The sequence below is a fragment of the Methylobacterium adhaesivum genome, from assembly GCF_022179065.1.
Lineage (GTDB): Bacteria > Pseudomonadota > Alphaproteobacteria > Rhizobiales > Beijerinckiaceae > Methylobacterium > Methylobacterium adhaesivum.
Genome location: NZ_BPQD01000020.1, coordinates 22,904 through 47,369, shown reverse-complemented (window position 1 = coordinate 47,369; position 24,466 = coordinate 22,904). Strand labels below are relative to the sequence as shown.

17 protein-coding genes and 1 pseudogene are annotated in these 24,466 nt (G+C 67.0%); 11 read left to right on the top strand and 7 right to left on the bottom strand.

Annotated features, from left to right (window positions below):
- Window positions 1–6 precede the first annotated feature (6 nt).
- Window positions 7–960: a hypothetical protein gene (locus MFF01_RS15060; RefSeq protein ID WP_238226708.1), complete on the bottom strand. Its 954-nt coding sequence runs from the start codon at window positions 958–960 to the stop codon at window positions 7–9.
- A gap of 459 nt (window positions 961–1,419) precedes the next feature.
- Here MFF01_RS15060 and MFF01_RS15055 point away from each other — a divergent pair, with 459 nt between their 5' ends.
- The 6 genes from MFF01_RS15055 to MFF01_RS15030 all read left to right on the top strand — a co-directional run bounded on the left by MFF01_RS15055 (window position 1,420) and on the right by MFF01_RS15030 (window position 10,592).
- A complete protein-coding gene (locus MFF01_RS15055; protein ID WP_238226706.1) occupies window positions 1,420–2,427 on the top strand; it encodes a glycosyltransferase family 8 protein in 1,008 nt (335 codons plus the stop codon).
- Window positions 2,428–2,683: 256 nt separating this feature from the next.
- A complete protein-coding gene (locus MFF01_RS15050; RefSeq protein WP_238226704.1) occupies window positions 2,684–3,970 on the top strand; it encodes a polysaccharide biosynthesis/export family protein in 1,287 nt (428 codons plus the stop codon).
- 23 nt (window positions 3,971–3,993) lie between these two features.
- Window positions 3,994–4,848, top strand: coding sequence for a glycoside hydrolase family 16 protein (locus tag MFF01_RS15045; protein WP_238226701.1), 855 nt, complete (start codon window positions 3,994–3,996; stop codon window positions 4,846–4,848).
- Window positions 4,845–6,299, top strand: coding sequence for an oligosaccharide flippase family protein (locus MFF01_RS15040; protein WP_238226699.1), 1,455 nt, complete (start codon window positions 4,845–4,847; stop codon window positions 6,297–6,299). Before MFF01_RS15045 ends, MFF01_RS15040 begins: the two co-directional genes overlap by 4 nt.
- Before the next feature lie 359 nt (window positions 6,300–6,658).
- Window positions 6,659–8,074: a phosphohexomutase domain-containing protein gene (locus tag MFF01_RS15035; RefSeq protein ID WP_238226697.1), complete on the top strand. Its 1,416-nt coding sequence runs from the start codon at window positions 6,659–6,661 to the stop codon at window positions 8,072–8,074.
- Window positions 8,075–8,372: 298 nt separating this feature from the next.
- Entirely contained in the window at window positions 8,373–10,592 is a 2,220-nt protein-coding gene (locus MFF01_RS15030) for a family 16 glycosylhydrolase (RefSeq protein WP_238226695.1), read from the top strand.
- Window positions 10,593–11,596: 1,004 nt separating this feature from the next.
- On the opposite strand, the gene MFF01_RS15025 is transcribed toward MFF01_RS15030, so the two are convergent.
- The 5 genes from MFF01_RS15025 to MFF01_RS15005 form a co-directional block, all read right to left on the bottom strand.
- Window positions 11,597–12,994: a DUF2142 domain-containing protein gene (locus tag MFF01_RS15025; RefSeq protein WP_238226693.1), complete on the bottom strand. Its 1,398-nt coding sequence runs from the start codon at window positions 12,992–12,994 to the stop codon at window positions 11,597–11,599.
- Window positions 12,991–13,719 carry a TVP38/TMEM64 family protein gene (locus tag MFF01_RS15020; protein WP_238226691.1) on the bottom strand — a complete coding sequence of 243 codons (729 nt, stop codon included), beginning with the start codon at window positions 13,717–13,719 and terminating at the stop codon, window positions 12,991–12,993. The genes MFF01_RS15025 and MFF01_RS15020 overlap by 4 nt, the downstream gene beginning before the upstream one ends.
- The gene (locus MFF01_RS15015; RefSeq protein WP_238226689.1) at window positions 13,719–14,486 is read right to left on the bottom strand and encodes a glycosyltransferase family 2 protein; all 768 of its coding nucleotides are present in this window, start codon (window positions 14,484–14,486) and stop codon (window positions 13,719–13,721) included. Before MFF01_RS15015 ends, MFF01_RS15020 begins: the two co-directional genes overlap by 1 nt.
- 225 nt (window positions 14,487–14,711) lie before the next feature.
- On the bottom strand, window positions 14,712–15,695 hold the full coding sequence (locus MFF01_RS15010) for a glycosyltransferase family 2 protein (protein ID WP_238226686.1): 984 nt from the start codon (window positions 15,693–15,695) through the stop codon (window positions 14,712–14,714).
- On the bottom strand, window positions 15,692–16,585 hold the full coding sequence (locus MFF01_RS15005; protein WP_238226684.1) for a glycosyltransferase family protein: 894 nt from the start codon (window positions 16,583–16,585) through the stop codon (window positions 15,692–15,694). The genes MFF01_RS15010 and MFF01_RS15005 overlap by 4 nt, the downstream gene beginning before the upstream one ends.
- Before the next feature lie 930 nt (window positions 16,586–17,515).
- Here MFF01_RS15005 and MFF01_RS15000 point away from each other — a divergent pair.
- Window positions 17,516–18,127: pseudogene (locus tag MFF01_RS15000) on the top strand (methyl-accepting chemotaxis protein); the annotation flags it as partial.
- Window positions 18,128–18,522: 395 nt separating this feature from the next.
- Window positions 18,523–19,212: a GntR family transcriptional regulator gene (locus tag MFF01_RS14995; protein ID WP_238226682.1), complete on the top strand. Its 690-nt coding sequence runs from the start codon at window positions 18,523–18,525 to the stop codon at window positions 19,210–19,212.
- Between the two features lie 33 nt (window positions 19,213–19,245).
- Here MFF01_RS14995 and MFF01_RS14990 read toward each other — a convergent pair whose 3' ends face one another.
- On the bottom strand, window positions 19,246–19,659 hold the full coding sequence (locus MFF01_RS14990) for a nuclear transport factor 2 family protein (RefSeq protein ID WP_238226680.1): 414 nt from the start codon (window positions 19,657–19,659) through the stop codon (window positions 19,246–19,248).
- 211 nt (window positions 19,660–19,870) lie between these two features.
- On the opposite strand from MFF01_RS14990, the gene MFF01_RS14985 reads away from it, so the two are divergent.
- From MFF01_RS14985 to MFF01_RS14975, 3 genes are read left to right on the top strand one after another with little or no spacing between them, the layout of a single operon-like run.
- Window positions 19,871–21,061 (top strand): ABC transporter substrate-binding protein, encoded by a 1,191-nt coding sequence (locus MFF01_RS14985; RefSeq protein WP_238226678.1) that lies wholly within the window; start codon window positions 19,871–19,873, stop codon window positions 21,059–21,061.
- A gap of 43 nt (window positions 21,062–21,104) precedes the next feature.
- Window positions 21,105–21,974 carry a branched-chain amino acid ABC transporter permease gene (locus tag MFF01_RS14980; protein WP_238226676.1) on the top strand — a complete coding sequence of 290 codons (870 nt, stop codon included), beginning with the start codon at window positions 21,105–21,107 and terminating at the stop codon, window positions 21,972–21,974.
- A 2-nt stretch (window positions 21,975–21,976) separates the two neighbouring features.
- Window positions 21,977–24,448: a branched-chain amino acid ABC transporter ATP-binding protein/permease gene (locus MFF01_RS14975; protein ID WP_238226674.1), complete on the top strand. Its 2,472-nt coding sequence runs from the start codon at window positions 21,977–21,979 to the stop codon at window positions 24,446–24,448.
- Window positions 24,449–24,466: the final 18 nt, after the last annotated feature.

Sequence of the window (24,466 nt, the reverse complement as noted above, 5' to 3'; positions counted from 1 at the left end):
ACCCATTCACCGGTCACTCACGGGTGGCACGACCCCGGTCCGAGGGACCTCCTCCATCGGTGACGGTCTCGTCGCCAAAGGAGCCCTGACCAGAGGGACTTGTCTTTTAACGCTCGGACGACGCGACAGCCGTTGCGATGCGATGAACTGCAGCCGACTTCCAACCTGCTTGATCCATTGGCGCGGCGAGCGTCGGGGAATTCCCATGACCCTGGCGAGGCGCAACCGCAGATCCTCGGGCGGAACCGACCAGAACCACGAATCCCGATCCCGGACTAAGGCATACAGGTCCACGAAGCCGGTCTTCTTCTCCATGGGCAGATGCCAGACGCACCGCCCGCTATCGATATCCTCCGCCGTGACGTTGTTGAGTCGCAGCGCCGTCCACATCCGGCGGATATGCGGGTCGCCCGTCCCGGTCGGCATGTTGAGGATCGCGTAGGCGAGGCTGAGCAGGTGCTCCTCCGTGAAGACCAGGACCTCGCCAGGTGGCGCCGCGATGAGCCGGTCCCATAGGTCGGCGGCAACCCGATGGATGTCGGCGAGGCGGTCCCGCGTCGCTGCGAAGAGTTCGCCGCCGGAGAAGTTCGGCACGAAGTCGAAGTCCCGGTCTGCGAGGAGCCGGGCCGCCGGCACCATGTCACGTCGCGAGGCGCCATTCAGTTTCTCGTCGTACGCATAGGGAATCGACATGGAGAGTACGCCGTGACGGCCGATGTCGGCCATCAGGCCGTCGGCCGGCCGCACCCACAGGCAGTCCGAATCCATCACCACCGCCCGGTCGAACCCGCCCGTCCTGTGCAGATAGGCGATGACGTCGAGAACGTAGAAGACGTTGTTCCAGGTCTTGACCCGCTCGGCGCCGAGGCGGTGCGTGATCGGCAGTACGACGACCTCGACATTGAGTTCAGCAAAAAGGCCCGCAAGATCGAATCCGTCGAGGACGGGAAGGCGTGTCACGGTGGTGAAGAGAACATGCCGTGCGTCCGGGTTCTGGCGCCTCGAACTCGCGAAAAAGCAGACAATGCAACGCCAATACACGTCTTGAAAGGCGCGGGTCGATGAATCGAGCCCGACCTGAGGAAACACCGACGCATCCTCGGCACGATCGAGCACCATGAGGGTCGAGATGAGGTCGCGGATCGCTGAACTCCCAGAGCAGATTGCCGTCGTCGTGACAGATGCAATCATTCTGCGGCGCCTCGAACAGAGCCGCGGCCCGAGAATAACGCTACAGATCTTAGCATTCGCTCAATAGCGGTCAATAAGATAGCATCTCGTGTAAATTAATAATCGAATTAATATATTTCCCTATTGCTATGCATGTACAGCGCCATCATCGAAATGTACAGACGCGCAAGAATCTTGTTGATCTTGGCCTGTGCGGAGGCTGCTGCGCAGATAGAATTCAATGGTGGTATGACGCTGGACAACGCGCCCTATCCGGATCCTTCGTCCAGCAACGACAGCGTCTCGGCTGGTCGCAGGCCGGTGCGTGCCTGCTGCTATACCATCGACGAAGGCTACCTGCTGCCCACGCTCCTGAGCGCGTTCCAGCTCCGGCGAGACCTTCCGACCGGGATCGCGGACGTCGTGATCCTTTGCTTTGGATCGCCGAGTGGCGCGACGCGCGCCGCGATGGAACTGTGCGCCGCGGAAGGGGTGCGTTTTCGGCTGCTGCCGCGGTCCGTCCTCGACGGCAATCCGATGATCTGTGCGCGCTTCTTCCTGTTCCCGCTCCTGGGCGGAGAATACACGGATCTGCTCTACATCGACGGTGACACCCAGATCATCGGCTCCCTGGAGCCGCTCCTCACGTATCCCCTTGCGGAGGGTCGCGTCCTCGCCGCTCCGGACCCGATGGCGGTGATGATCGCGAGCGCCGACGGTCCCTGGCCGGCGCGACGCGCCTATTTCCGGCAGGTCGGCATCCCGGACGATGCGCAGGAGCGGTACTTCAACTCCGGGGTCATGCGGTTCGGCCTGTCAGACTGGGACGCCGTGAGCCGCGAATGCCTCGACCTCTGTCGGCGCAAGGGAGACGGCTTCGCGTTCCGAGATCAGGACGCCCTCAATCTCGTGGTTGGCGACCGGCGCGACCCGGTGTCCTTCCGGTGGAATTTCCCGCCTTTCTTTCTCAATTTCGGTGCCGAGCAGACGATCCGCCCCCGCCTGTATCACTTCATGTCCAATCCTCGTCCATGGCAGGGGCCGTTCCGCCCCTGGGGGGGGGCCTGGCATGCTCCCTACGCGCCGCTTGCAGCAAGGCATCCCGATCTTGCACGAACCATGCGTCCCCTGCGCGCGGCCCGGTATTGCCGATACGTTGTGCAGCAACGCGTCAAGCAGTTTCGAGAATCGCGGATCTGGGGCGCGCCCGGCGTCCGCGCACGCATCGACGCCATGGAGGCGCGAGCCTCCGTTTGATTCCGCTTCAAGAAACTCGCCGTCCGCCCGCAGTAAGGGTGTGAAACGGCCGCGAAAGAGCTGCCAATCCGAAAGTATTCAACCGGATCATATCATGGCGGGCACCGATCTTTCCTCGAAGTTTTTGGAAAGCCGAAACCTCGACGCTGGAAAGCGTCGGCCTGCCAACAGGCATGCGTCTGAATGCTTTCTCGCCGCCCGATGCGGCCAAGCCGCTCCGCCGCCAGTCTCGCCGATGGAAGACAAGGATAACACCATGCCGCGTCTTGGCTTCGCCGCTACACTGTCGTCCCTAATCGCCGCCGCCGCCCTCCTCAGCGGGACGGCGCAAGCCGGTTCGTACCGTCTCGGGCCCCAGGACAAGCTGGAGATCCGCGTCCACGATCTGCGCACCGGAACGGGCGAAGCCCACCAATGGGGGGCGTTCGACGGTGAGTTCGTGGTGGATGCCGCCGGCAACCTGTCCCTGCCCCTCCTCGGGGAAGTCCAGGCCGGGGGCGGCACGACGGGGGACCTCGCACAGGCACTTGCCGCCCGCGTCCAGGCCAAGGTGGGGTTGGCCCAACTTCCCTCGGCCGCCGTGCAGGTGGTGAAGTATAGGCCGTTCTACATCACCGGGGCCGTCGATAAGCCGGGGGAGTACGAGTACCGCCCCGGCCTCACGGTCTTGCAGGCCGCCAGCATCGCGGGCGGCCTCATGCGCCCCCGCGACGGCGCCCTGCTCGGCTTCGAGCGAGATGCCCTCACCCAACGCGGCGACCTGCGCATGCTCGCGGCGGACCGGCAGGGACTGTTGATCCGGCAGGCGCGCCTCGCGGCCGAGATCGCCGAGGCGGACACCGTCACCTACCCCGCCGAGGCACGGACATCGGCCACCGGCCTCGATGCATCCCGCGCCATTCGAGAGGAGACGCTGCTGTTCGACGCGCGTCGCAGCGCTCTCAAAGCACAGGTCGGCGCCCTCGCCAAGGCTCGGACGCTCCTGACCCAGGAATTGACCTCCCTCGACGCCAAGGACGAAGCGCTGTCCCGGCAGATCGACCTTATCCGCAAGGAACTGACCCAAGTCACAGGCCTCGTCACCAAGGGGCTTGCTGTGGCGCCTCGCCAGTTCGCCGTGGAGCAGAGCGTGGCGGCCTATGAGAGCAACCGCATCGACATCCAGGTCGGGCGTCTGCGTGCCCAGCAGGACCTGTCGAGGATCGAACGCGAAAGCCTCGATCTTCAGGCGAAGCGTCGCAACGAAGCCTTGACCGAGGCGGGCGAGGTGCGCGCCAAGCTCGCGGCTTTGCAGGAACGGATCGAGACGGCGACGACGCTGATCTACCAGGCCGAGGTCCGTTCGCCCATGTCCATCACCGATCTCGGTGGCGGCGAACAGCCGGTCTACACGCTGACCCGGCGTTCCGGCGGGGAGGCCAGGACCCGTACCGTCACCGAGGGCGATACCGTCGAACCCGGTGACGTGGTGCGGATCACCGTGCCGCGCCGGGTCGCGGCTCCGGCGGCCGGAAACGCTCAGGCTGCCGCGGAGAGTCCATGACGGATGCCACAGGGAGGTCCCGCATGACTGTTTCCCGGTTTCCAGGCCACACCCTCGTGCAGGTCTTCGCGATCGGCCTGTTCTGGATCTGCGGCGTTTGGGGCGCGCGCGCGGCCTCCCTCGACCTAAGCGAGTTCATTGTCACGTTCGAGGACGATTTCCGCTATCTCGATGTCTCGCCCAACGGCCCCGGCACGCGCTGGACCGCGCACACACCCTGGAATGGAGATTTCGGCGATGCCCGCTTCGCCGATCCCGGTCCCCTCGGTCCGTTCGCGGCCGGCCCGGACGGCTTGACGATCACGGCCCGCAAAGGCGCCGATGGCCGCTGGCAGTCAGGCCTGTTGTGCTCGGTCGACAAGGACGGCCCCAAGCAGACGGGCTTCTCGCAGCAGTACGGCTATTTCGAAATCCGGACCCAGCTTCCAGACGGGCCCGGGGTCTGGCCGGCCTTCTGGCTCATCGGCAAGGATAAGAGCAAGTTTTCGGTCGAAATCGACGTCTTCGAGTATTACGGCGCCTTTCCAAAAGGCTTTCATACCGTTCAGCATATTTGGGAGAATGGCAAGGACCGCTTGAACCTGCAGCATATCACCGACATCGAGCCGGGGTTCTTCACGTCGAAATTCAACACCTTCGGCGTTCTCATCACGCCCGATCGGACCCGGTTCTATCTCAATCGTGAGGAGATCTGGGACACGCCGACCCAGCCGGAATATCATCAGCCGATGTACATCCTCTTCAACCTCGCCCTCGGTGGAGGATGGCCGATCAAGGATCTCGTCTCGCCCGCCGTCATGAAGGTCGATTACATCCGGGTCTGGCGGGACAAACGCCTCCCACCCGGGCCGACGTCGGGTCCCGAGCTCGCTCGGTGAAATTCCGGCTTCCCAGCGACGGTCGCCGACTGTTCGTCCTGAACGCCGCTGCCGGTGGCGTCGCCAGCTTGGCGAAGATCGGCATTCAGCTCGCCCTCCTGCCGATCATGGCCCGCCTTCTCGGCCCGGAGGAGTACGGACTTTACGCCCTAGCCCTGCCCACGGTGGCGTTCTTCACCGTCCTCGCCGATGGTGGGATCGGCCTCTCCCTCGCGCGCGAGCGTGAAACCTCGACCCTCGTCTGGTCCACGGCGTTCTGGCTGTTGCTCGGGAGCTGCAGCGTCATCGCCGTCATCGTGACCGGCCTCGGGTTTGTGCTCGGAATGGTGTCCGACCAGCCGAGACTTCCCGGCATCGTCGCGCTCTTGTCCGTGAGCTTCCTTCTCATGGCGATCTCCGCCCTGCCGGCCGCGCGCCTCGTTCGGCGGGGCAATCTGGTCCTGCACTCGGCCGGCGATATCAGCTCGACGGTGGTAGGCGCCGGGGTGGCGATCCTCCTCGCGCTCCAGGGGGCCGGCGCCTGGAGCCTCGCCGCCCAATACGTGGTCGGCTTCGTCGTCCGGGCGGTGATCTTCAACGTGGCCGCCTTCGAGCGCCCGACCCTCGCCTTCGATTTCTCGGCGATCTGGCCGCACGTGAGCACGGGCGGGTCGGTCATCGGGAGTCGCCTCGCGGAATTCGTCGGGCGAGCGATGGAGAACCTGCTCTACGGCCAGGCCTTCGGCCCTGCGGCCCTGGGCGCGTACACGCTGGCAAACCAGATTCCGCGCTTCCTGTGCGAGGCTGCGGGCAATCCCATCTGGGGCGCGCTCTATGCCCATGCACTGCGCGAGGAGCCCCGTCATGTGCAGCCTGTCCATGCGCGGTTGACCCACCTCCTGGCCCTGGTGCTGTTCCCGGCCGCCGCCCTCCTGACCGCCTCGGCGCCGCAGGTGTTCTCCATCGCGTTCGGCCCCAAATGGGTCGCCTCGACGGGCCTGATCCAGATCCTGCTGCCGTTCTACGCGCTCAACGCCGTGGCGGGACAATGCGGTGCCGTTCTCCTCGCCAACGGTCGCGGGGGGGCCATGTTCTGGACGTTGAGCGGACTCAGCGCCGGGCGTCTCCTGGCCGTTCTGGCCGGACCGTGGATCGGTGTCCATGCCGTCGCCCTCGGCGTGGGAGCCGCGAACGTCGCCTACGCCATCGCGATGTTCACCACCCTCGGTCTCACGACGGGATACAGTCCGAAGGCCCTGTTGCGGAGCCTCGCCGTTCCGATCCTGGCCAGTGCCGTTTCGTCTTGGGTCTACCTTCAGGTGATCGATGAGAATGCGGTCACGATTGTTCGGACCACCCTGTCCCTGATGGCTGGATTCGGCGCCTACCTGGTGGTTCTCGTAATCCTGGAACACCGGGAATTGCTGGCGGTCGTCTCGACACTCCGGCGCTTGGCGACCCGCGGAGCCTGACGTTGTGCCCGCAAGACGGAATGCTTCGGCGATCACGAGGCTCGCTCCGATCCTTACCATCGTCGCGGCTTTCGGCGTCCACGGAACGGCGAGGGATGTGCTGGGCGAAGCGGCGTTCAAGCTCGCTCGGACCCCGCATGAGTTTCGCAGCTCGATTCCCGCCGGATCGAGCGGAGATCGCCTTCGTTCGGCTCGAAGGACCTTTACTCGGCCGTCGCATCCTTTCACGCAAATGCCCGATGCGGGCCGAAGCCGCGACGTCGGCGTGATGCTGGAACTGCGCCATCCCAAGGGATGACGCAGCTCCGTGTCGGCGACCGGGCGCCCATCACCGGGCGTCCAAGAGAGAGGCAGTGAGCATGGACAATCTGAAGTTCGGTACGAGCGGTCTGCGAGGGCTCGTCAGCGACCTTGTGGGGTGGCCGAGCTATGCGTACGCCACCGCCTTCCTCGACTCGGTCGCCGCGCGTGCCGGCGGGGAGCGGGTCGTTCTGATCGGGCGGGATCTGCGCGCCAGCAGCCCGGGGATCGCCGCGACCGTCGCGAACGCGGCCGCCGCGGCCGGATTTCGAGCGATCGATTGCGGTGCGCTCCCGACGCCCGCCCTCGCCCTCGAAGGGTTTCGACGCGGGGCCTGCGCCATCATGGTCACGGGCAGTCACATTCCGCAGGATCGGAACGGACTGAAGTTCTATCGCCCGGACGGCGAAATCAGCAAAACCGACGAGGCCGCCATCGTGGCTGCCCTCGAGCGCGTCGGCAAAGAGGGCACCGTGGGACCGGACGTGCCGGCGACCTCCGATTCCGATGTCGTTGAGCGCTATCGCCGCCGCTATCGGGCCGCCTTCGCGTCCACGCTTCTCGCCGGACTCCGCGTCGCAGTCTACCAGCAGAGTTCCGTCGCCCGTGACCTGCTCGTCGAGCTTCTGGAGGGGTTCGGCGCACGGGCGGTGCCGATCGGACGTTCGGAGACGTTCGTCCCCATTGATACGGAAGCCCATCGCCCCGAGGACATCGCGTTCATCCGCGAGGCCATGACGTGCGGAGCCTTCGATGCGCTCGTGACGACGGATGGCGACGCCGACCGCCCCCTGGTCGCGGACGCGACGGGCCGGATCCTGCGCGGTGACGTTCTCGGCCTTGTGACGGCTCGCTACCTCGATGCCGCTGCGGTGGTGGTACCGGTCACGGCGGGCTCGGCCATCGAGCGGGCGGGCGGGTTTCGACGCGTCCTGCGAACCCGGGTGGGTTCCCCCTTCGTCATTGCCGGCATGGAAGAGATGACGCGCGACGGGGCGGGCACCGTGGTCGGGTTCGAGGCGAATGGTGGATTCCTGCTCGGGTCCGACATCACCCTCGCGGACGGGACGTTGCCGGCCCTCCCGACGCGCGATGCGATGCTCCCCATCCTGGCGACGCTCGCAAGCGCCCGCGACGGCGGGTTGACCCTGGCGGCCCTCGTCGCCTCCCTGAACGCAGGCGAGACCGCGAGCGGCCGCTTGCCCGACACGCCCTCCGCGCGCAGCGACGCCTTGCTGAGGCGGCTCGGTGAAGCGGCTTTCCGGACGCGCTTCCTCGAGCCCGTCGGTACGTCGAGGAGCGTCGATACGCAGGACGGGGTCAGGATCGAATTGACGGCGGGTCAAACGATCCACTTCCGCGCATCCGGCAACGCTCCGGAACTGCGTTGTTACGCCGAGGCGGCATCGGCCACGGAGGCCGAGACCCTCGTCGATTGGGGGTTGAAGGCTGCGGCGGATGCGATAAGGAGCTGATTCGCCGTCTGGACCGACATGGGCGCCGAATCGCGGCGCCCATGCATCGGCGAAGCACAGCGCGAGGCCGTTACCCCCGTCGACGATAGGCAGACCCCGTTCAAATCATCGTCAGCGCGTCGCATGTATCCGGCGGGCATGCGCCTGGGCAAATAAGATCGCCGCTGTGCCGGAGAGTTCTGTCGAGCGGTGCGGAGATGTCGATCTTGCCGCGATACTGCCTTTCGCCTACGAAGCCTGGTTTACAGATGCTCAACGATTTCGCGTGACGCTGGCCGCCTGCACGGAGAGCGCGAACATGCTTGATCTGATGGGCTATAAGCTGACGTTCTCCGACGAATTCAATACGCGGAGCATCTCGCAGACCGGAGCCGGTACCACCTGGGCGGATCTTCGTTCCGAATGGCGGTTCGATGCCAATTCCGATATCGGCTTCGGTCACTCGTCCTTCGTCGACCCCGCCTCGGGCTACGACCCGTTCGTGGTCAAGGGCGGAATGCTCGCGATCACCGCCGTCCCCGACCGGACACCCTTCGGATACAAGGGAAGCTGGGAATCGGGTCTGATCACCACACAGAACGGGTTCTCCCAGACCTACGGCTACTTCGAGATGCGGGCGAACCTGTCCGATACCGTGGGCGCCTGGGACGCCTTCTGGCTTCTGCCCAACAAGCCCGCCGCCAACCCCGGTAAACTTCCGGGCTGGCAGGAACTCGACGTCGTCGAGCACTACGGCAACTACAACCAGGGCACCTACCGCTGGATCCACACCACCGATCCGGTTCCGAACCAGAATCCGAACGCCGACCTGCAAGTCTTCAGCAACAATCCAACTCAGGTGAGCGGCTTTCATACCTATGGGATGAATTGGCAGAAAGAGACCATCAGCTTCTATTTCGACGGGCAGTTCATGGACTCGAAGCCCACGCCGTCCGACATGCACGGCTCGATGTATCTCCTCGCCAATTTGGCGACCCAGGGGTCCGGCAGCAACAACGCCGATCTGGCCGGTGTGCCGATCACCATGGAGATCGATTACATCCGAGCCTACTCGAACGCGATCGACGCGGTGGCGATCCGTCAGGACACCGTTTCGGCGCCGGATAATCGGGATCCGGGGCTCTACGGCGCCGAACGCCTCACGAGCATCGGCGGGCATTCGCCTTGGGACGTCCGGGGGGGCGACGGTGCCGATACGATCACGCAGGGAAACCGAGTCTTCGGACCGGGCGACCTCGCAACGGCCTTCGGCGGGAGCGGCGACGACGCGATCACGCTCGCGGGCCCCAACGCCGGCGCGACCGTGACGGTGTATGGGGGAGGGGGAATCGACACGATCCAGGTGGTCAACACCGGTCTCACGATGATCTATGGCGGGACCGGAGCCGCCGATCCCATGGACGGCGCCGACATCATCACCGTCTCCGGGACGGGGAGCTGGGGCATCTGGGGCAATGCGGGGGCCGACAGCATCGTCCAGGGCGCGCGCGCTTTCGATGATGCCACTTACGCCTCTGTCTTCGGCGGAAAGGACGGCGACAGCATCTCCTTGGGGAACAGCGCCAACCGGGACGCGCATTTCGCCATCTATGGCGGAGAGAATGGTCCGGTGGACGCCGCGCACGGCGGCATCGACTCCGTCACCGTGGTCAATCTCGGGGCCAACGCTTCGACCATCATCTTCGGCGGCCAAGGTGCCGCCGATCCGCTGGACGGCGACGATGCGATCACCGTCGATGGAAGCGGGGGGACGATCACGATCTTCGGCAACGCCGGAAACGACACCATCTCCGGGCTGGGCCTGCAAAACCTCACCACCGCAACGATCTTCGGAGGGCGGGGCAGCGACGGCATCACGCTGAGCAACGCCGAGGCCACGGGCCGATCCAGCCTCACGATCTACGGCGGGGAGGATGCGGACGTCATCTCCGCTAACGGCAATGGCGGGTCTCTGACAATCTACGGCGGCACCGGTCAGGCTGACCCAACCGACGGCGCCGACACCATCACGCTCTCGGGCATCAACACGGGCACGATCCTCGTCATGGCCAATGGCGGCGACGATGTGGTCCGGATCGGAGCGACGGGGACGGATGCGGCCACCCGCGTGACGGTGTTCGGAGGCGGCGGCGACGACGCGATCAGCGTCGCGTCTCAGACCAACGGGGCGCAGAAGGTCACGCTCAACGGCAATGGCGGTGCAGATGCGTTCACGATCGCCAAAGGAACCGGCCAAACAATCACGATCGCAGATTTTTCAACGGATGGCGGCGATAGACTGATCGTAACCGGCATGGGGCCGGTGGTTCCTCGGGCGTCCGAAGGGTCCTTCCTGACGCTCACGCAGGCCCTCGAAGCGGCCATCCATCAAGCTGAAGCCGACAAAGCCGTCGTCTCGACTTTTCTCGGCGATACCTATGTTGTCCTGGCGGCTGGGGCGAGTTCCGACGCCCAAGTCATCACTTTGGTGGGGGTTGGCGATATGTCGAAGGCCATAGCAGGAATGTCCATAATCTAGCAATATCATTGAATGATGAGAAGATTCAAATAAGTTGGATCGATAGAAATTATTAAGATTGCTGTTCGATCGGTTTCGCGCATACTCTTCGAGGAATGGGGCGAAGACGATCTCGAGTTGATGGGATCTGGATTGTTGGCGCAGGTGGACTGGTGTCGCAGCTCCACTCGCCCGACCCCGCTCTCGATCAGGCGGCTGCTTTCAAGGGCAATCCCGACTTCAAGACTCCGTATCACGGAAAGTCATTACAGTGCCCGACTTCAGTACGCTGAAGAGCGTCTTGAGGCCGTCGTAGATTGATACGCCTATACTAAAAATACCGAGAAGAATCAGTTCATAGACGTTTGGAGCCTCGTGAGGCTCGACACGGTCATACCAGAGCGGATCCTCGATCGGGACCACCGGTGCTTCCGCCGTCGCGTTCAAGCTTTCCGAGTCTCGATCATGCCACATCGCAAATCAATGTCCGCTGCTTGGTTACCTCGATCTTAACAGACGTTCCGCGTGAATACGAATCGCAGGAATGCCGCTGCGTTCAGCATTCAGTGTTCAGTGTTCATCCGAAGCATCTTGCGAGGTGGCAGAAGGGTTGGACCACGACGGGGACGGAAGCCGACGTCCAGGAATGTATGGCGTATCGCCTTCGGCATCCCGAATTCCAGCGCTCTGGCGCGGGACCTATGATCGGACCGATCTGGTCGAGGCTCCCCGACTGTTCGTGCGGGCCTATCGGCGGGAGAGCTAGGACAGGGTGGTCGGCATTCACGACCGGGTGGTCCCGTTCTTTCGCGTCGCCTGTCAGCGCTGCGTCCACGACACCATGCGAGGGCGGAGATTCTCACGGCCATGCTCGGCATTGGATGGCGTGCCGTCCTGAACGTGCGAAAAGCCGGCTGAGGGTGCTCCGCGTGTGGTGGCGGACGATTTTTCCGGCGGCTTCGATCTCGCGGGATCCGCGATCCTGCGCCAGCCCCTCGATCGCGCCGAGGGCCTCGCCGGCGCCCTCAAGACATCCGTAAGACGGCGAAAGGCACCACGACGAGGTCGAGCGCCGCGACGGTGGCGGCGAGGGCGAAGGCCCAGCGGGCCCGAGGCGGCGGGGCCACCTGCTCGAACGCGAGGGCGAGCATCGGGATCAAGGGCAGGAAGTAGCGTCCCTGCGGACCGTAGATCCGCACCTCGCCGACATCGGTCCAGGACAGATACTGCGACAACGCGATGAGCCAGGCGGTGAGGACGGCCGTAAAGCCGAGGAGCGTCAGATCCGCCCAGCGCGGCCGGATGATCGCCCGGCACAGGCCGGCGAGTCCGATGGCGCCGGCCACCCAGGCGGCATAGATCGGAAACGGCAGGGCCTTGTCGTGCCAACCGAAGATACCGATCGCGCCGGCGGCGAGCAGCACGGCATGTTTGAAGGCAAAGAGACAGTTCGCCGGCAGGCTGAGGAGCAGCCAGGGATGGGAGAGGAGCACCAGAGCCTGCGCGCGGGTATCGGTGCCGATGAACGACGCCGGGCGAGGGCCGGTCCAGAGCGGTCCGGCTTCGTAAGCGAAACGCGGCACCGGCGTCGCCACGAAGAGTGTTGTGTACAGGATCCAGAGCGCCCCCGGCAGCACCACCAGCACGGTGGTCGACATCCTTCGCCAGAAGACCGGACTGGCCCAGAAACGCGGCGGCAGCGGTACCAACAACATCGCGGCGATTGCCGCGTAGGGCGGCTTGGCCAGCACCACGAGGGCGATCAGTCCGGCGGCGAGGCGACGGCGCCACGCGGAATCCCCGGTCAGAAGGGCAGCCGCGAGCGCGCAGGCGGCGATCATCAGGGCGTCCTGATTGAAGGATGCCGCGAGAGACAGGCTCATCGGGACCATCAGGGTCCCGAACAGCAGCGCCCGGCCGCGCCGTGCCAGGCCGAGGGCGAGGAGCCCGAGCGTTCCGTAGGCCGCCGCGTTGGCGAGTCGCCCGAGCATGGCCGCCTCGGGGCGGGACAGCCCCAGCACCTGCCCGGTACCGATCCCAAGGGCAGCAGGCACGTAGAAGCCCGGGAAATAGGTGCCGATCGTGTAGAGCGGCAAGAAGGCGGGATGGCCCGGCGCCGGGCTCGGGTCGGGCACCGGGTTCATGTGCGGTGCGGGGGGGCGGCCTCGACTCAGGATCTCCCAAGCCGGATCGAGGGTGACGCCGGCAGCCGAACGGGTAAGGCCGTCGGAATAGGTCAGGGTCTCGCGGTGGCCGACGATCTGGCCGTCGAGGAGGGCCACCGCCCGCAGCAAGTGAGCGGATTCGTCCGCCACCTCGCCCAACGGCACGAGGATAGCGAGGAGCAGGCAGAGCGGCAGGCCGAGGGCCGCGAAGGCGACGAGCCAGGGCCGCGGTTCCGCCCAGTCGATCCCGCGGATCATGGCGGCTCGCCCTCATGGGCGACGGCCCGTTTCGGGGCGGGCGGCCCCTCGGGGATCGGCGTTCCGGCGAGGCGCCGCAGTTTGCGCAGCAGGAGGACCGTGGCGCCGAGCCCAACGACCAGGACACCGCCGTGGAGCCACTCGGCCTGCCCGGCGAGCGCCGTGCGCCCCAGGGCGCCGAGCAGCACGTAGACGAGAAGCGCGGGAAGGGCCGCTAGGGTTCCGACGCAGTAATCGGCGAGGCGCACGCTGCTGAGGCTGAGCGCGTAACTCGTCGGGGCGAACGGCATCACCGGCGAGAGCCGTATCAGGCAGACGACGCGCCACCCCTCCGCCGCCACCGAGCGGTCGAGGGAGGCGATCCAGTTGCGGCGGGCAAGGAAGCCGGGCCGGCGTCCAAGCAGGCCACGGCTCAGCAGCGTGCGGCCAAGCCCGAAGCTTAAGAGGGCGCCCGCCATCGTGCCGGTCGCCGCAGCAGCGAAACCTGGCCCGGTGCCGAGCAGCGTGCCGGCGGCGATCCCGAGGAGCGAGGCGGGTAGCAGTCCGCTCGCCGCGATCAGGGTTTGGGCCGCGATGAGCACCACCGCCCCGGCGGTGCCCTGGCGCTCGCACAAGGCGGAGAGCCAGGCGACGAGATCTCCGGGCGTACCGGGTGCGACGACGCCGAGCCCGAAAGGCAGCACTGCGACGGCGACGAGGAACGGGATGATCAGGAAGCGGCGCATCACGGCTGCACCCGCAGGGCGGCGGGGGTGGTCTCGAAGAGCGGGTCGACCCGGAGGCCCCACCGGTGCAGACGATAGACGAGAGCGGTCTTCAGCACGCCGAGCCCGTAGATGACGCTGCGGCGGAAGTTGATCGAAGAGGCCTCCGGGAAGTAGCGGGTCGGGCAGGAGATCTCGCCGATCCGATAATCGGCGTCCATGGCCTGGGCCAGCATCTGGTTGTCGAACACGAAATCGTCCGAACAGCGGCCGAGGGCCAGGCTTTCCAGCACCGTGCGGCTCCAGGCGCGGTAGCCGCTGTGATACTCGGACAGCTTCTGACCCATCAGGAGGTTCTGCAGGAAGGTCAGGCCGCGGTTGGCGACGTACTTGTAGAGCGGCATGCCGCCGGCCAGCGCCCCCTTGCCCAAGATGCGCGAGGCGAGCACGGCGTCGTATTCGCCCGAGACGATCATCGAGGCCATCGCGGTGACGAGGCGCGGTGAATACTGATAGTCCGGATGCAGCATCACCACGATGTCGGCGCCTCGGGAGAGAGCCACGCGGTAGCAGGTCTTCTGGTTGCCGCCATAGCCGCAGTTGGAGGCGTGCCGCACCGTCGTGATGCCAAGCTCGGCCGCCACCGCCACGGTCTCGTCGCGACTGGCGTCGTCGACCAGAATGACGTCGTCGACGATGTCGAGCGGAATCTCGGCATAAGTACGCCGCAGGGTGGCTGCGGCATTGTAAGCCGGCAGGACGACGGCGATCTTCTTTGCGTGAAGCATGGATAGTCTGGAGATTTTCTTTCGGTTTAAAGCATGATCGCGAATATCGTATTCGAGTCCATGGTCTGGAGTCACTGTTCTCGCATCGATTGCTCGTGAAAGTCGGAAGCCACCTTTCGAGGTGATGCTCTAGACAATCCCGGCCCGGCTGGCCAGGACCGCGACTGGTTTTTTTAGCCTGTGATGATCCCGCCATTGTTCCCCGACCACCGCTGAACGGATGGATCACGGGGCTGCGGGATGTCCGATCGCTCGCAGCAATCCCGGCAGGGCCCGGGCGAGCTGGGACGCCCCGCGCAGCACTTCGGCGGCCTCATGCACGGATCGCCGCGCAAGTGCCTGGATGAGGCGCAGCGGCACCTGCGCACCGAAGGCCATCACCACCAGGGCGAAGGCGGTGGTCCGTCCTTGATGCTTGGCCGCGTAGCGGATCTGGCTCTCGAGAAAGCAGGCGAGGCGATGCGCTTTCGCCGTCCGGGTGGTGCCCTGGCCCTCGTGCCGCACGCTGACGCCGGATAGATGCCGCACCGCGAGACCCGCCGCCCAGGCTCGGGCACAGAGGTCGACATCCTCGTAATAAACGAAGAATCGCTCGTCGAAGCCCCCCAGGGCCGTAAAGACCGACCTGCGAATCATCAGGAACGCGCCCATCACCTGGTCAACTGCCCGGTCCTCGCCGTGATCCCAGTCGGTCATGAAGTGGGGCGGCAGCAGGCGCGGCAGTGCCCGATCGAGGAAGAGCGCCTGGCCGATCAGCGAGCGGGTGGTCGGGCGCCGGGCGCAGGAGCGTTGCACGGCGCCGGCCTCATCGACGAGCTGGGCCCCGACGATCCCGGTGCCCGCATCCGCCATCAGCGCCGCGTAAGCTCCGACGAGGCTCGCGGGCGAGACTCGGGCGTCGGGGTTCAGGAACAGGATCGCGGGGGCATCCCCGCACGCGGCCCCGGCGTTGCAGGCTCGGCCGAAGCCCCGATTGTCCGAATTGGCGATCACCTCGGGGCCGTGGCGCATCTGCGGCAGTCCCTGGAGCGAGCCGTCGCACGAAGCATTGTCGACGATCACGGCCCGCAGGGGGAGGGTCTCGCCCAACGCGGACTCGGCCGCCGCCAGGCTGTCGAGGCAGACCCGTAGTAGGGGGCCGGCGTTCCAGTTGACGATGACGACGTCAAGGGCGGGCCGGGCCTTCGGAGGCAGGGCGGCGTGGCTCACGGCAGGCCTCGGGGCTGCCCGAGCCGGCCGCGCAAACCGTCGAGAACGCCGAGGGCGAGACGCGCGAGCACGTTCGGTCGGTAGCCCGCATCGGCCCAGTAGAGCAGGATCTGGAGCGGGAGGTAGGCGGCCTGACGCAGCTTCCAGCGTCGCGGCACGTGCGACAGCCGCCAAGCATAGACGCTGTTGCGCAAATAGACTTCCATGCGGAACAGCGGCTGACGCGGCATCTCGATGCCGAGGATCTCCGATCGGATCACGCCGGCACCGACCCGGTGGGGGAGGGCGGTGCCCGTATCCATCCAGCAGCCGTAGCCCGCAGCCCAGGCACGGAAACACCATTCGAGGTCGATGCCGTCGATGAAGAAGTCGCTGCGGAACGGGCCGATCACCGCATAGGCTTCGAGGTCGATGAGCGACCCGGAGGTCGCCAGGTACTCGACCGGTGCGAGGGAACCGTGATCGGAACGGTACGGGCGGCGCGGCGAAGCCGGTGCCTTGCGGCCGGGCGCCGCCTCCGGGCGCGGGCCGACCAAGGCAACCGGCACGCCTGAGCCCTGCAGCCGCCCCAGCGCCGCCTCGAGGGCGGAGATCTGCTGGGCCGAGAAATCCGCGTCCTGGTCGAGGAGAAGCACCTGCCGGGCGCCCGCTTCGGACGCAGTCCGGACGATGGCATCGAGGGCGCCGCCGACCCCGATGTTCCGGCCCTCCGACAGCACCAGCGCTCCATCACCGATAAGGCGGGCCGCCGCCGCCTCCGGCAGGCCGCCATTGTCGAATACGACGGTCCGGCGCGGATCGGCCTCGACCCGGCGACAGAGGGCGGCGCTCTGCGCCTCATCCGGTTGGAAGACCGTGACACCTACGACGACCGGGTGGGAGAGAGGCATGGTCGCGCTCGCGGCAGAGTCGTCTCGGAAAAGTTCTGGCGCGCGACGGTCTTGCGCGGCGCAGGGATTCACCACGGGAAGCCTCTTGACCGTAGGGCAGGGCGGGTCAAGCCGCGGTCGCAGCACGCCCATGGACCGGGACAAACCGGCCAAGACGCCGACTGACCATGCTTAGCGGGTACGTGGGAAATTTGCCCGCGTCAAGTAAGGTCGTGACGGGCTGGGGCGCATGCTCACAACAGCCTATTGCATAAGTCGGCCTGTCAAACTTGACTCCTCAAGGGCGAATTCGCTCGACAGAAACGTCGCAGGTAATATTATATATTCGACAAATTCATCAAATATATTATGTTTACGGAAGTTTGTTTTATCGGTCGTATAGCATTTGAGACGGTTCTAACTGTCAATGGGGCGCTATGGCAACGTGGATTTGAATATCAAACAGGCGTAAGTCAGTGTCTTGACCATGCGGAACCAGATAGGAATACCGATGCGACAGCCGGTTCCCGTTGCAGGGGGGGGCGGTTCTCTTCAATTCGTTCGCAGGACCGCATGATGGCCGGCGCCGGGCCCGGACGCCGGAGGTCTTGCGCAGCCTGCCGGCGCATACAGTGCCGATGGCCGTAGTGATGATCGTCAAGCCACGGCGGGTCGATGTCTCGATCTTACGACGACGGAACTTTTTTGCCGAAGAAAGCCGCTCTGTTGATCCAAAAAGAATCGCCAACTCCCGCTGGCACTCCGAGTCGGACGGCTGAAAGGGCGGTCGACTCCGTCGCGACTTCCTGCTTCCGAGACGGCGTCTGGCTTCGGCAGACGTCATGGTTTCGAAGGCTACGTTTGTAACGCGCAAGGGTACCTTCTCTCCGTCGGAAAGAGGACCGGCGGGTTGCAATCCTTCCGACCTTACTGCGTCAAATATAAATCGACATCGGCATGGTTTTGTCATCCGCGACCGAACCGCGGGCGACCGCGCAACAGATGACCGCCATCGCTCAGGACACGGCCGGTCAATCCACCACGGTGGCCGGCGCCGCGGAGGAGGCCGCTTCCAATGTCAGCATGGTGGCGGCGGCCGCCGAGCAACTGGGCTCCTCCGTCCAAGAGATCGGCCGTCAAGTCTCTGGGACTGCGCAGCTCGCCCAGTCGGCGGTGGGTGAGGCCGCCAAGACCGCATCCCTGGTCCAGGCACTCAGTCGGAACGCCGAACAGATCGACGAGGTTCAAGGTGTCACCGGCCAGGCGGTGACGGCGATCGGCGGCATCACCGGGATGATCCGTGAAATGGACAGCGTGGCGACCTCGATTGCCGCTGCGGTAGAACAGCAGGGCATGGCGACGCAGGAGATTGCGCGCAACGTGGCCGAGGCCTCGGCTCGGGCCACCGAGGTGACGGGCAACATCGCGGGTGTCGCACAGGCATCTGAGGAGACGGGTGCGGCAGCCGGCCAAGTCCTATCGGCCGCCTCCGAACTGTCACGGCAGTCCGAGCATCTCGGTACGGAGGTCGCGCGCTTTCTCGCAGCCGTCAGGGCCGCCTGAGCACGGAATAGCCGGCTCCGAGATAACTATCAGACATCGATCCCGACACGGACGTCCACGCGCCCAGGGCCATCCAGGCAGCCCGGAGCGCCGGGCCGCGTCGAGAAACGCCGGGCGACGGTGCGGGCACATCGGCGTCGAGGGGCGCACGCTCCCCGGGTCTTGCGTAGATCCGCTCGTCCTCGGCCAAGCGTATCGCCACCGCCGCATCGTCCACGGGCCCTCCACCCGGGTACGCCGGAGCGGCTGGGTCGAGGCGGGCGGAACGCGTTTTCGGATTCGATCGTACCGCCGCGCAGATATCTGCCGGAACAACGACCACGACTCCCGTCGCTCTTCGGTGATCCTTCTTCCGCAGTCTCCTGATAGATAGCACGTCCAAGCGGAGCGAGGTCATGAAGGGCAACGAGGTCAACCGCGTCGGAACGATCTGCCGGTCCCTGCGCCGCGCCATCGTCGAGCGCGCGCTGCTCCCGGGGGATCGCCTCCCCGAGGATGCGCTCGGCGAACGGTTCGGGGTTAGCCGCACGATCGCGCGGCAGGCCCTCGGCCAGCTGGCGAGCGAAGGCTTGGTGGAACTGCGCCGCAACCGGATCGCCGTCGTGGCGAGCCCGAGCTGGGAGGAGGCGCGGGATACGTTCGATGTGCGCATCAGCCTGGAGCGGCTCGTGGTGCGCCGGCTCGCCGGGCAACTCGACGCGGAGCGGCAGGCCGCCCTGGAGGCGCATATCGCGGGCGAGGAACGGGCGAGTGGCGGACCGGAGGCCGCTTCGATCCGCCTCGCCACGGAATTCCATCTGCTGCTCGCGGAGATGACGGGCAGCCCGGTGCTGATCCGCTACGTCGCCGAGCTCGGCTACCGCTGCGCCCTGATCCTGTCGCTCTACAGCCGGCCTCATTCCTCCGACTGCGCCGTGAGCGAGCACCGGGAGATCGTGGCGGCTCTGGTCGCGGGGGATGCCGAGCGCGCCGTCACCCTGATGGATCACCACCTCGACGCCGTGGCCGATCGGGCCCGCATCGTGACCGAGCCGCAGCGCGAGCACGACCTCGTCCGCCTGCTTGCCCCTTATGTCGAGGCTTGAGGGAGCGGCCGAGGGAAAGCCGCCCCCGGGCGGTCAGCCCATGAGGCCGTGCCGGTCGAGCAGGCGCTCGGCGCTGTCGTTCCACACCTCCATGGCGACGATCAGCCCATCCCGCACTGTGAAGCGGTCGACGTAGCGATTGCCTTCGAACGCCGTCCCATCCGGCCAGGCGCCGTAGAGCGTGCCGAGGCTGTAGACCGTCGTAACGTCCCCGCCCGGCACCACGTCGAGGCGCTCCATACGCTTCTTCACCCAGGCATAGCGGCCGGCATTGAACGCCGTCACCTCGCTCGGATGCCCGAACACCCGTCCGCCCGTGAACACGATGGACGTCCCCGGCGCCATGTAGCGCGCTGCGCCCTCCGGATCGGGCACCATCGACGCTTCGAGATAGGCGGTGACGATGGCGGCATCGCGCTCGGCGGGGTTCGGTTCGTTCGCGCTCATGGTTCGACTCCGGTGCTCCTCGGTTCCGGGCACACCATGCCGAAGGTCGGGCCCTTGCGCATGCACTAAGTGTATGCACTTTTTGAAGCGTTCTGCACGCATTCGATGCACTGACATGCCTCGAAGCCGGAAAACGCAAGCGTTTCCGAGACTCCGTCGGCTGGCACGTCCGTTGCACATTGAGGTCGACCACATACGAGATCGGATCGCCATGCCTCACCGCCGTCCCGACGCCCGCCCTCTCACCCGCCGCCTCGCCCTTGGGCTCCTGCTGACCGGGGTCATCGGCCTTGCCCCAGCCCGGGCCGCCGACCCGGTGCGGATCGGTCTCGTCACGGCCCTGAGCGGGCAGTCGGCCAAGTCCGGCGAGGCGATCTCGCGCGGCATCGGCCTCGCCATCGACGAGATCAACCGCGCGGGCGGCGTCCTCGGCCGTCCCCTCGAACTCGTGGCTCGGGACGACGAGGCCAACCCGTCGAAGGGCGTGCTCGCCGCCCGCGAGCTAATCCAGCGCGCCGGCGTCGTGGCGCTGATCGGGGGCCTCGACACGCCGGTCTCCATGGCCATCGTGCCCATCGCCAACCAGATGAAGGTGCCGTTCATGGGCCCCTGGGCCGCCGGCACCGGCATCACCCGGAATGGGGCCGCCGACAATTACGCGTTCCGGGTCTCGGCCGTGGACGCCCTGGTGGACGAAGCCCTCGTCGCCTACGCGGTGAAGACCTATGGGGCGAAGAAGCCCGGCGCGATCCTCGTCAACAACGCCTGGGGCGAATCGAACCAGCAGGGCCTCGTCGCGGCGCTGAAGGCCGCCAACCTCCCCTCCGCCGGCATCGAGAAGTTCGAGGCCAACGACATCGACATGGTGCCGCAACTGTCCCGCCTGCGCGACGCGGGCGCCGACACCCTGTTCCTCGTCGGCAATGTCGGTCCCTCGGCCCAGGTGGTGAAATCCCTCGACCGTATGGGCTGGACCGTGCCGGTGGTCTCCCACTGGGGTCCGGCGGGTGGGCGCTTCGATGAACTCGCGGGTCCCGGCGCCGCGCGGGTGCACTTCGTCCAGACCTTCACCTTCGCGGGCAACGAGGCCCCGAAGGCCAAGGCGGTGCTCGACGCCCTGAAGGCGAAGGACCCGGCGATCAAATCCATGGCCGACGTCACCCCCGCCGTCGGCATCGCCAACGCCTACGACGCGACCCATCTCATCGCCCTGGCGATCCAGGCGGCCGGAGCCACGCAGGGGCCGAAGGTCCGCGACGGCTTCTACAAGATCTCGGGCTATTCCGGCCTGATCAAGACCTACGACAAGCCGTTCACGCCGGAGCGTCACGATGCCCTCGGGCCGGACGACTACGTGTTCGCGCGCTTCCAGAACGGCGAGATCGTCGCGGTGGCGAAGTGAGCCTCCGGGCGGGCTCCACCGTGCGGCGAGGCGGGAGGGCGCCATGCTGACGGGAACGCTCATCAGCGGCCTTGGCCTCGGCAGCATGTACGGGCTGGTGGCGCTCGGGTTCCACATCACCTTCGCGGTCTCCGGCACGGTGAACTTCGCGCAAGGGAGCGCCGTCACCCTCGGGGCGGTGCTGGGCTATGTGTTCGCCGTTCGCCTCGGCTGGCCGATGCCGCTCGCCATCGCGGCGGCGCTCGCCGGCTGCGCATTGCTGGGCCTCGCCGTGGAGCGCCTTCTGGTTCGCCCCTTCGTGACGCGCGGATCCGATGCGTGGCTCCTCGCCACCGTGGCGGGCGGCATCATCCTCGACAACGCCCTGCTGTTCACCTTCGGCAAGGAGCCGCGTAGCCTGCCCTCCAGTCTGGTCGCCACCCCCGTCGAGATCCTGGGGGCCGGCGTTTATCCGCTGCAACTCGTGATTCCCCTGGTGGGCGTCGCGGCGGCGCTGGCGATCCGCGCCGTGTTCCAGCGGACGGAACTCGGGCGCGGCCTCCTCGCCGTGGCGCAGAACGCCGAGGCGGCGCGGCTGATGGGTATCGATGTCGCCCGCACGGTGGCCTGCGCCTTCGCCCTCTCGGCCGTGCTGGCGGGGGCGGCGGGCCTACTCATCGCGCCGCTGTTCTCGGTCTCGGCCGAGATGGGCGCGCTGTTCGGCATCAAGGCCTTCGCGGTGGCGATCCTCGGCGGCATCGGCTCGGCCACGGGCGTGGTGCTGGCCGGTCTGCTCTACGGCCTCCTAGAGGCCGGCGTCACCGCCACCCTCGGCTCCGGAGCCACCCAGATCGTGGTGTTCTCCGTCATCATCCTAGCCCTCGCCCTGTGTCCGAACGGCCTTCTCGGCCGCGCCGGCGTCAACAAGGTCTGATCATGGTCTCCCTGCTGCGCGCCCCGGCGGCCATGACCTGGACGATTCTCGGCCTCACCCTCGCGGGCCTCGCCCTTGCCCTGGCGACGGGCGGCTACAGCCATTTCGTCATCGCGCTGACGGCCCTGACCGTGCTGGCCGCCACCGGCCTCAACATCCTCCTCGGGCTTGCCGGCCTCGTCTCCTTCGGCCATGCCGGATTCTACGCCATCGGCGCGTATGCCAGCGCGATCCTGACCCTGAACGGGGTCGGCTTCTGGCTCGCACTGCCGGTTGCCGCCCTCGTGTCGGCCCTCCTCGGCGCCGCCCTCGCCCTGCCGGCCATGCGGGTGCGCGGCCCCTACCTCGCGATGATCACCATCGCGTTCGGCTTCCTCGTCGAGCACGTGCTGATCGAGGGCGGGGCGTTGACGGGCGGGCAGAACGGCCTCGTGGTCGCCACCGGCCCGAGCCTGTTCGGGACGGCGATCGCGGAGCGCGAACTCGCCCTTCTGGCGGTGATCGCGGCGGGGCTCGGCCTTTACGGCTTCCATCGCCTGCGCCACGCGCGCCTCGGACAGGCCCTGCGGGCGGTGCGCGATGCCGACGTGGCCGCCGCCTCCCTCGGCTTCGATCCGGTTCGGGTGAAGACCGCCGCCTTCGCGCTCTCGGCGGCGTTGACGGGTCTCGCGGGGGCGGTGCTGCCGCCCCTGATGCTGTTCATCGCGCCGAGTTCGTTCCCGTTCTCCCAGTCGATCCTGTTCGTCCTCGCTGTGGTGGTCGGGGGGGTGGGCACGGTGCTCGGCCCGGTCTTCGGCGCCCTCGTGACCGTGCTGCTGCCGGAAGCCCTGGCCGGGCTCGCCGAGTACCGCCTGCTGTTCTTCGGCCTCACCACCCTGGTGGTACTCTGGCTGGTGCCGGAGGGCGTCGTCGGTAGCCTCGCCCGCCTGCTGCCGCGCGGCCGGGATGCCCGGCCGGCCGGGGGACCCGACGCGCCCGACTTCCTGCGCCGCGACGGCCGCGAGACCCTGGCGGTCGAGGGACTCGGCATCGCCTTCGGGGGCATCCGCGCGGCGCAGGGCGTCGCCTTCACGGCGCGCCCGGGCGCGGTCACCAGCGTGATCGGGCCGAACGGGGCCGGCAAGACCACCGTCCTCAACATGATCTCGGGCTTCTACCGGCCGGGCGCTGGCACGATCCGCCTCGGTGTCCGCGACCTCGCCGGGGCGCCGGCCCACGCCATCGCCCGCGCCGGCATCGCCCGGACCTATCAGACGACGCGGCTGTTCGGCTCCCTCAGCGTCATCGAGAACGTGAGGCTCGCCCGCGCGCCGGGACGCCTCCTGCGCCGCGACCGCCCGGAAGACCGGCAGGCGGCCGAGGCGCTCCTGGCCTTCGTCGGCTATGCCGGCGCCCTCGACCGACCGGCCTCGGAACTGCCCCATGTCGACCGGCGGCTGGTGGAGATCGCCCGGGCGCTGGCGGGGGCGCCGCACGTGCTGCTCCTCGACGAGCCGGCCGCCGGCCTCGCCCGGGCCGAGACCGACCGCCTCGGGCAGTTGCTCCGCCGCATCGCCGCATGCGGCATCGCCGTGATTCTCGTCGAGCACGACATGCCCCTGGTGATGGCGGTGTCCGACAGCATCCTGGTCATGGATGCCGGGCGCCCCATCGCCCTCGGCGATCCCGCCGCGATCCGCCGGGACCCCGCCGTGCTGCGCGCCTATCTCGGCGCCGCCGACACCCCGGCCCGGCCGCGCGCCGCCCCCTGGAGCGGCCCTGCCGACACGGTCCTGGCCGCCCACGGCCTGCGGGCCGGCTACGGCGCCGCGCCTGTCCTCGACGGGATCGGCCTCGCCGTGCGGCCGGGCGAGACCGTGGCGCTGCTGGGCTCCAACGGCGCCGGCAAATCGACGGCGATGCGGGCGCTGGCCGGTCTGTTGCGCCCCGTCGAGGGCTCCGTCGTCCTGGAGGACACCGCCATCGGGGCCTTGCCCGCCCACGCTATCGCGCGCCTCGGCCTCGCCCTCGTGCCCGAGGGCCGTCAGGTCTTTCCCGAACTCACCGTGGTGGAGAACATCCGGCTCGGCGCCTGGAGCCGGGGCGGACGCGTCGATCCGGCCGAGGTCGAGGCAATGCTCGACCGGTTCCCACGCCTGCGCGAGCGGGCGGGCAGTCGCGCCGGCCTGCTCTCGGGCGGCGAGCAGCAGATGGTCGCCATCGCCCGCGGGATGATGGCGCGCCCGCGCATCCTGCTCCTCGACGAACCGTCCCTCGGCCTCGCCCCGGCCATCATCAATGCGCTCTACGCCGTCGTGGCCGAGTTGCGCGACGCCGGCACCACCATCCTCATCGTCGACCAGATGGCGGCCCTGGCCCTCACCGTGGCCGATCGGGGCTACGTGCTGGAACAGGGACGGGTCGCAACCTCCGGCACGGCCGCCGAATTGAAGGCCGATACGGGACTGGAGGCGGCCTATCTCGGCGCCGCCTGACGCCCCGAATCCGACGCA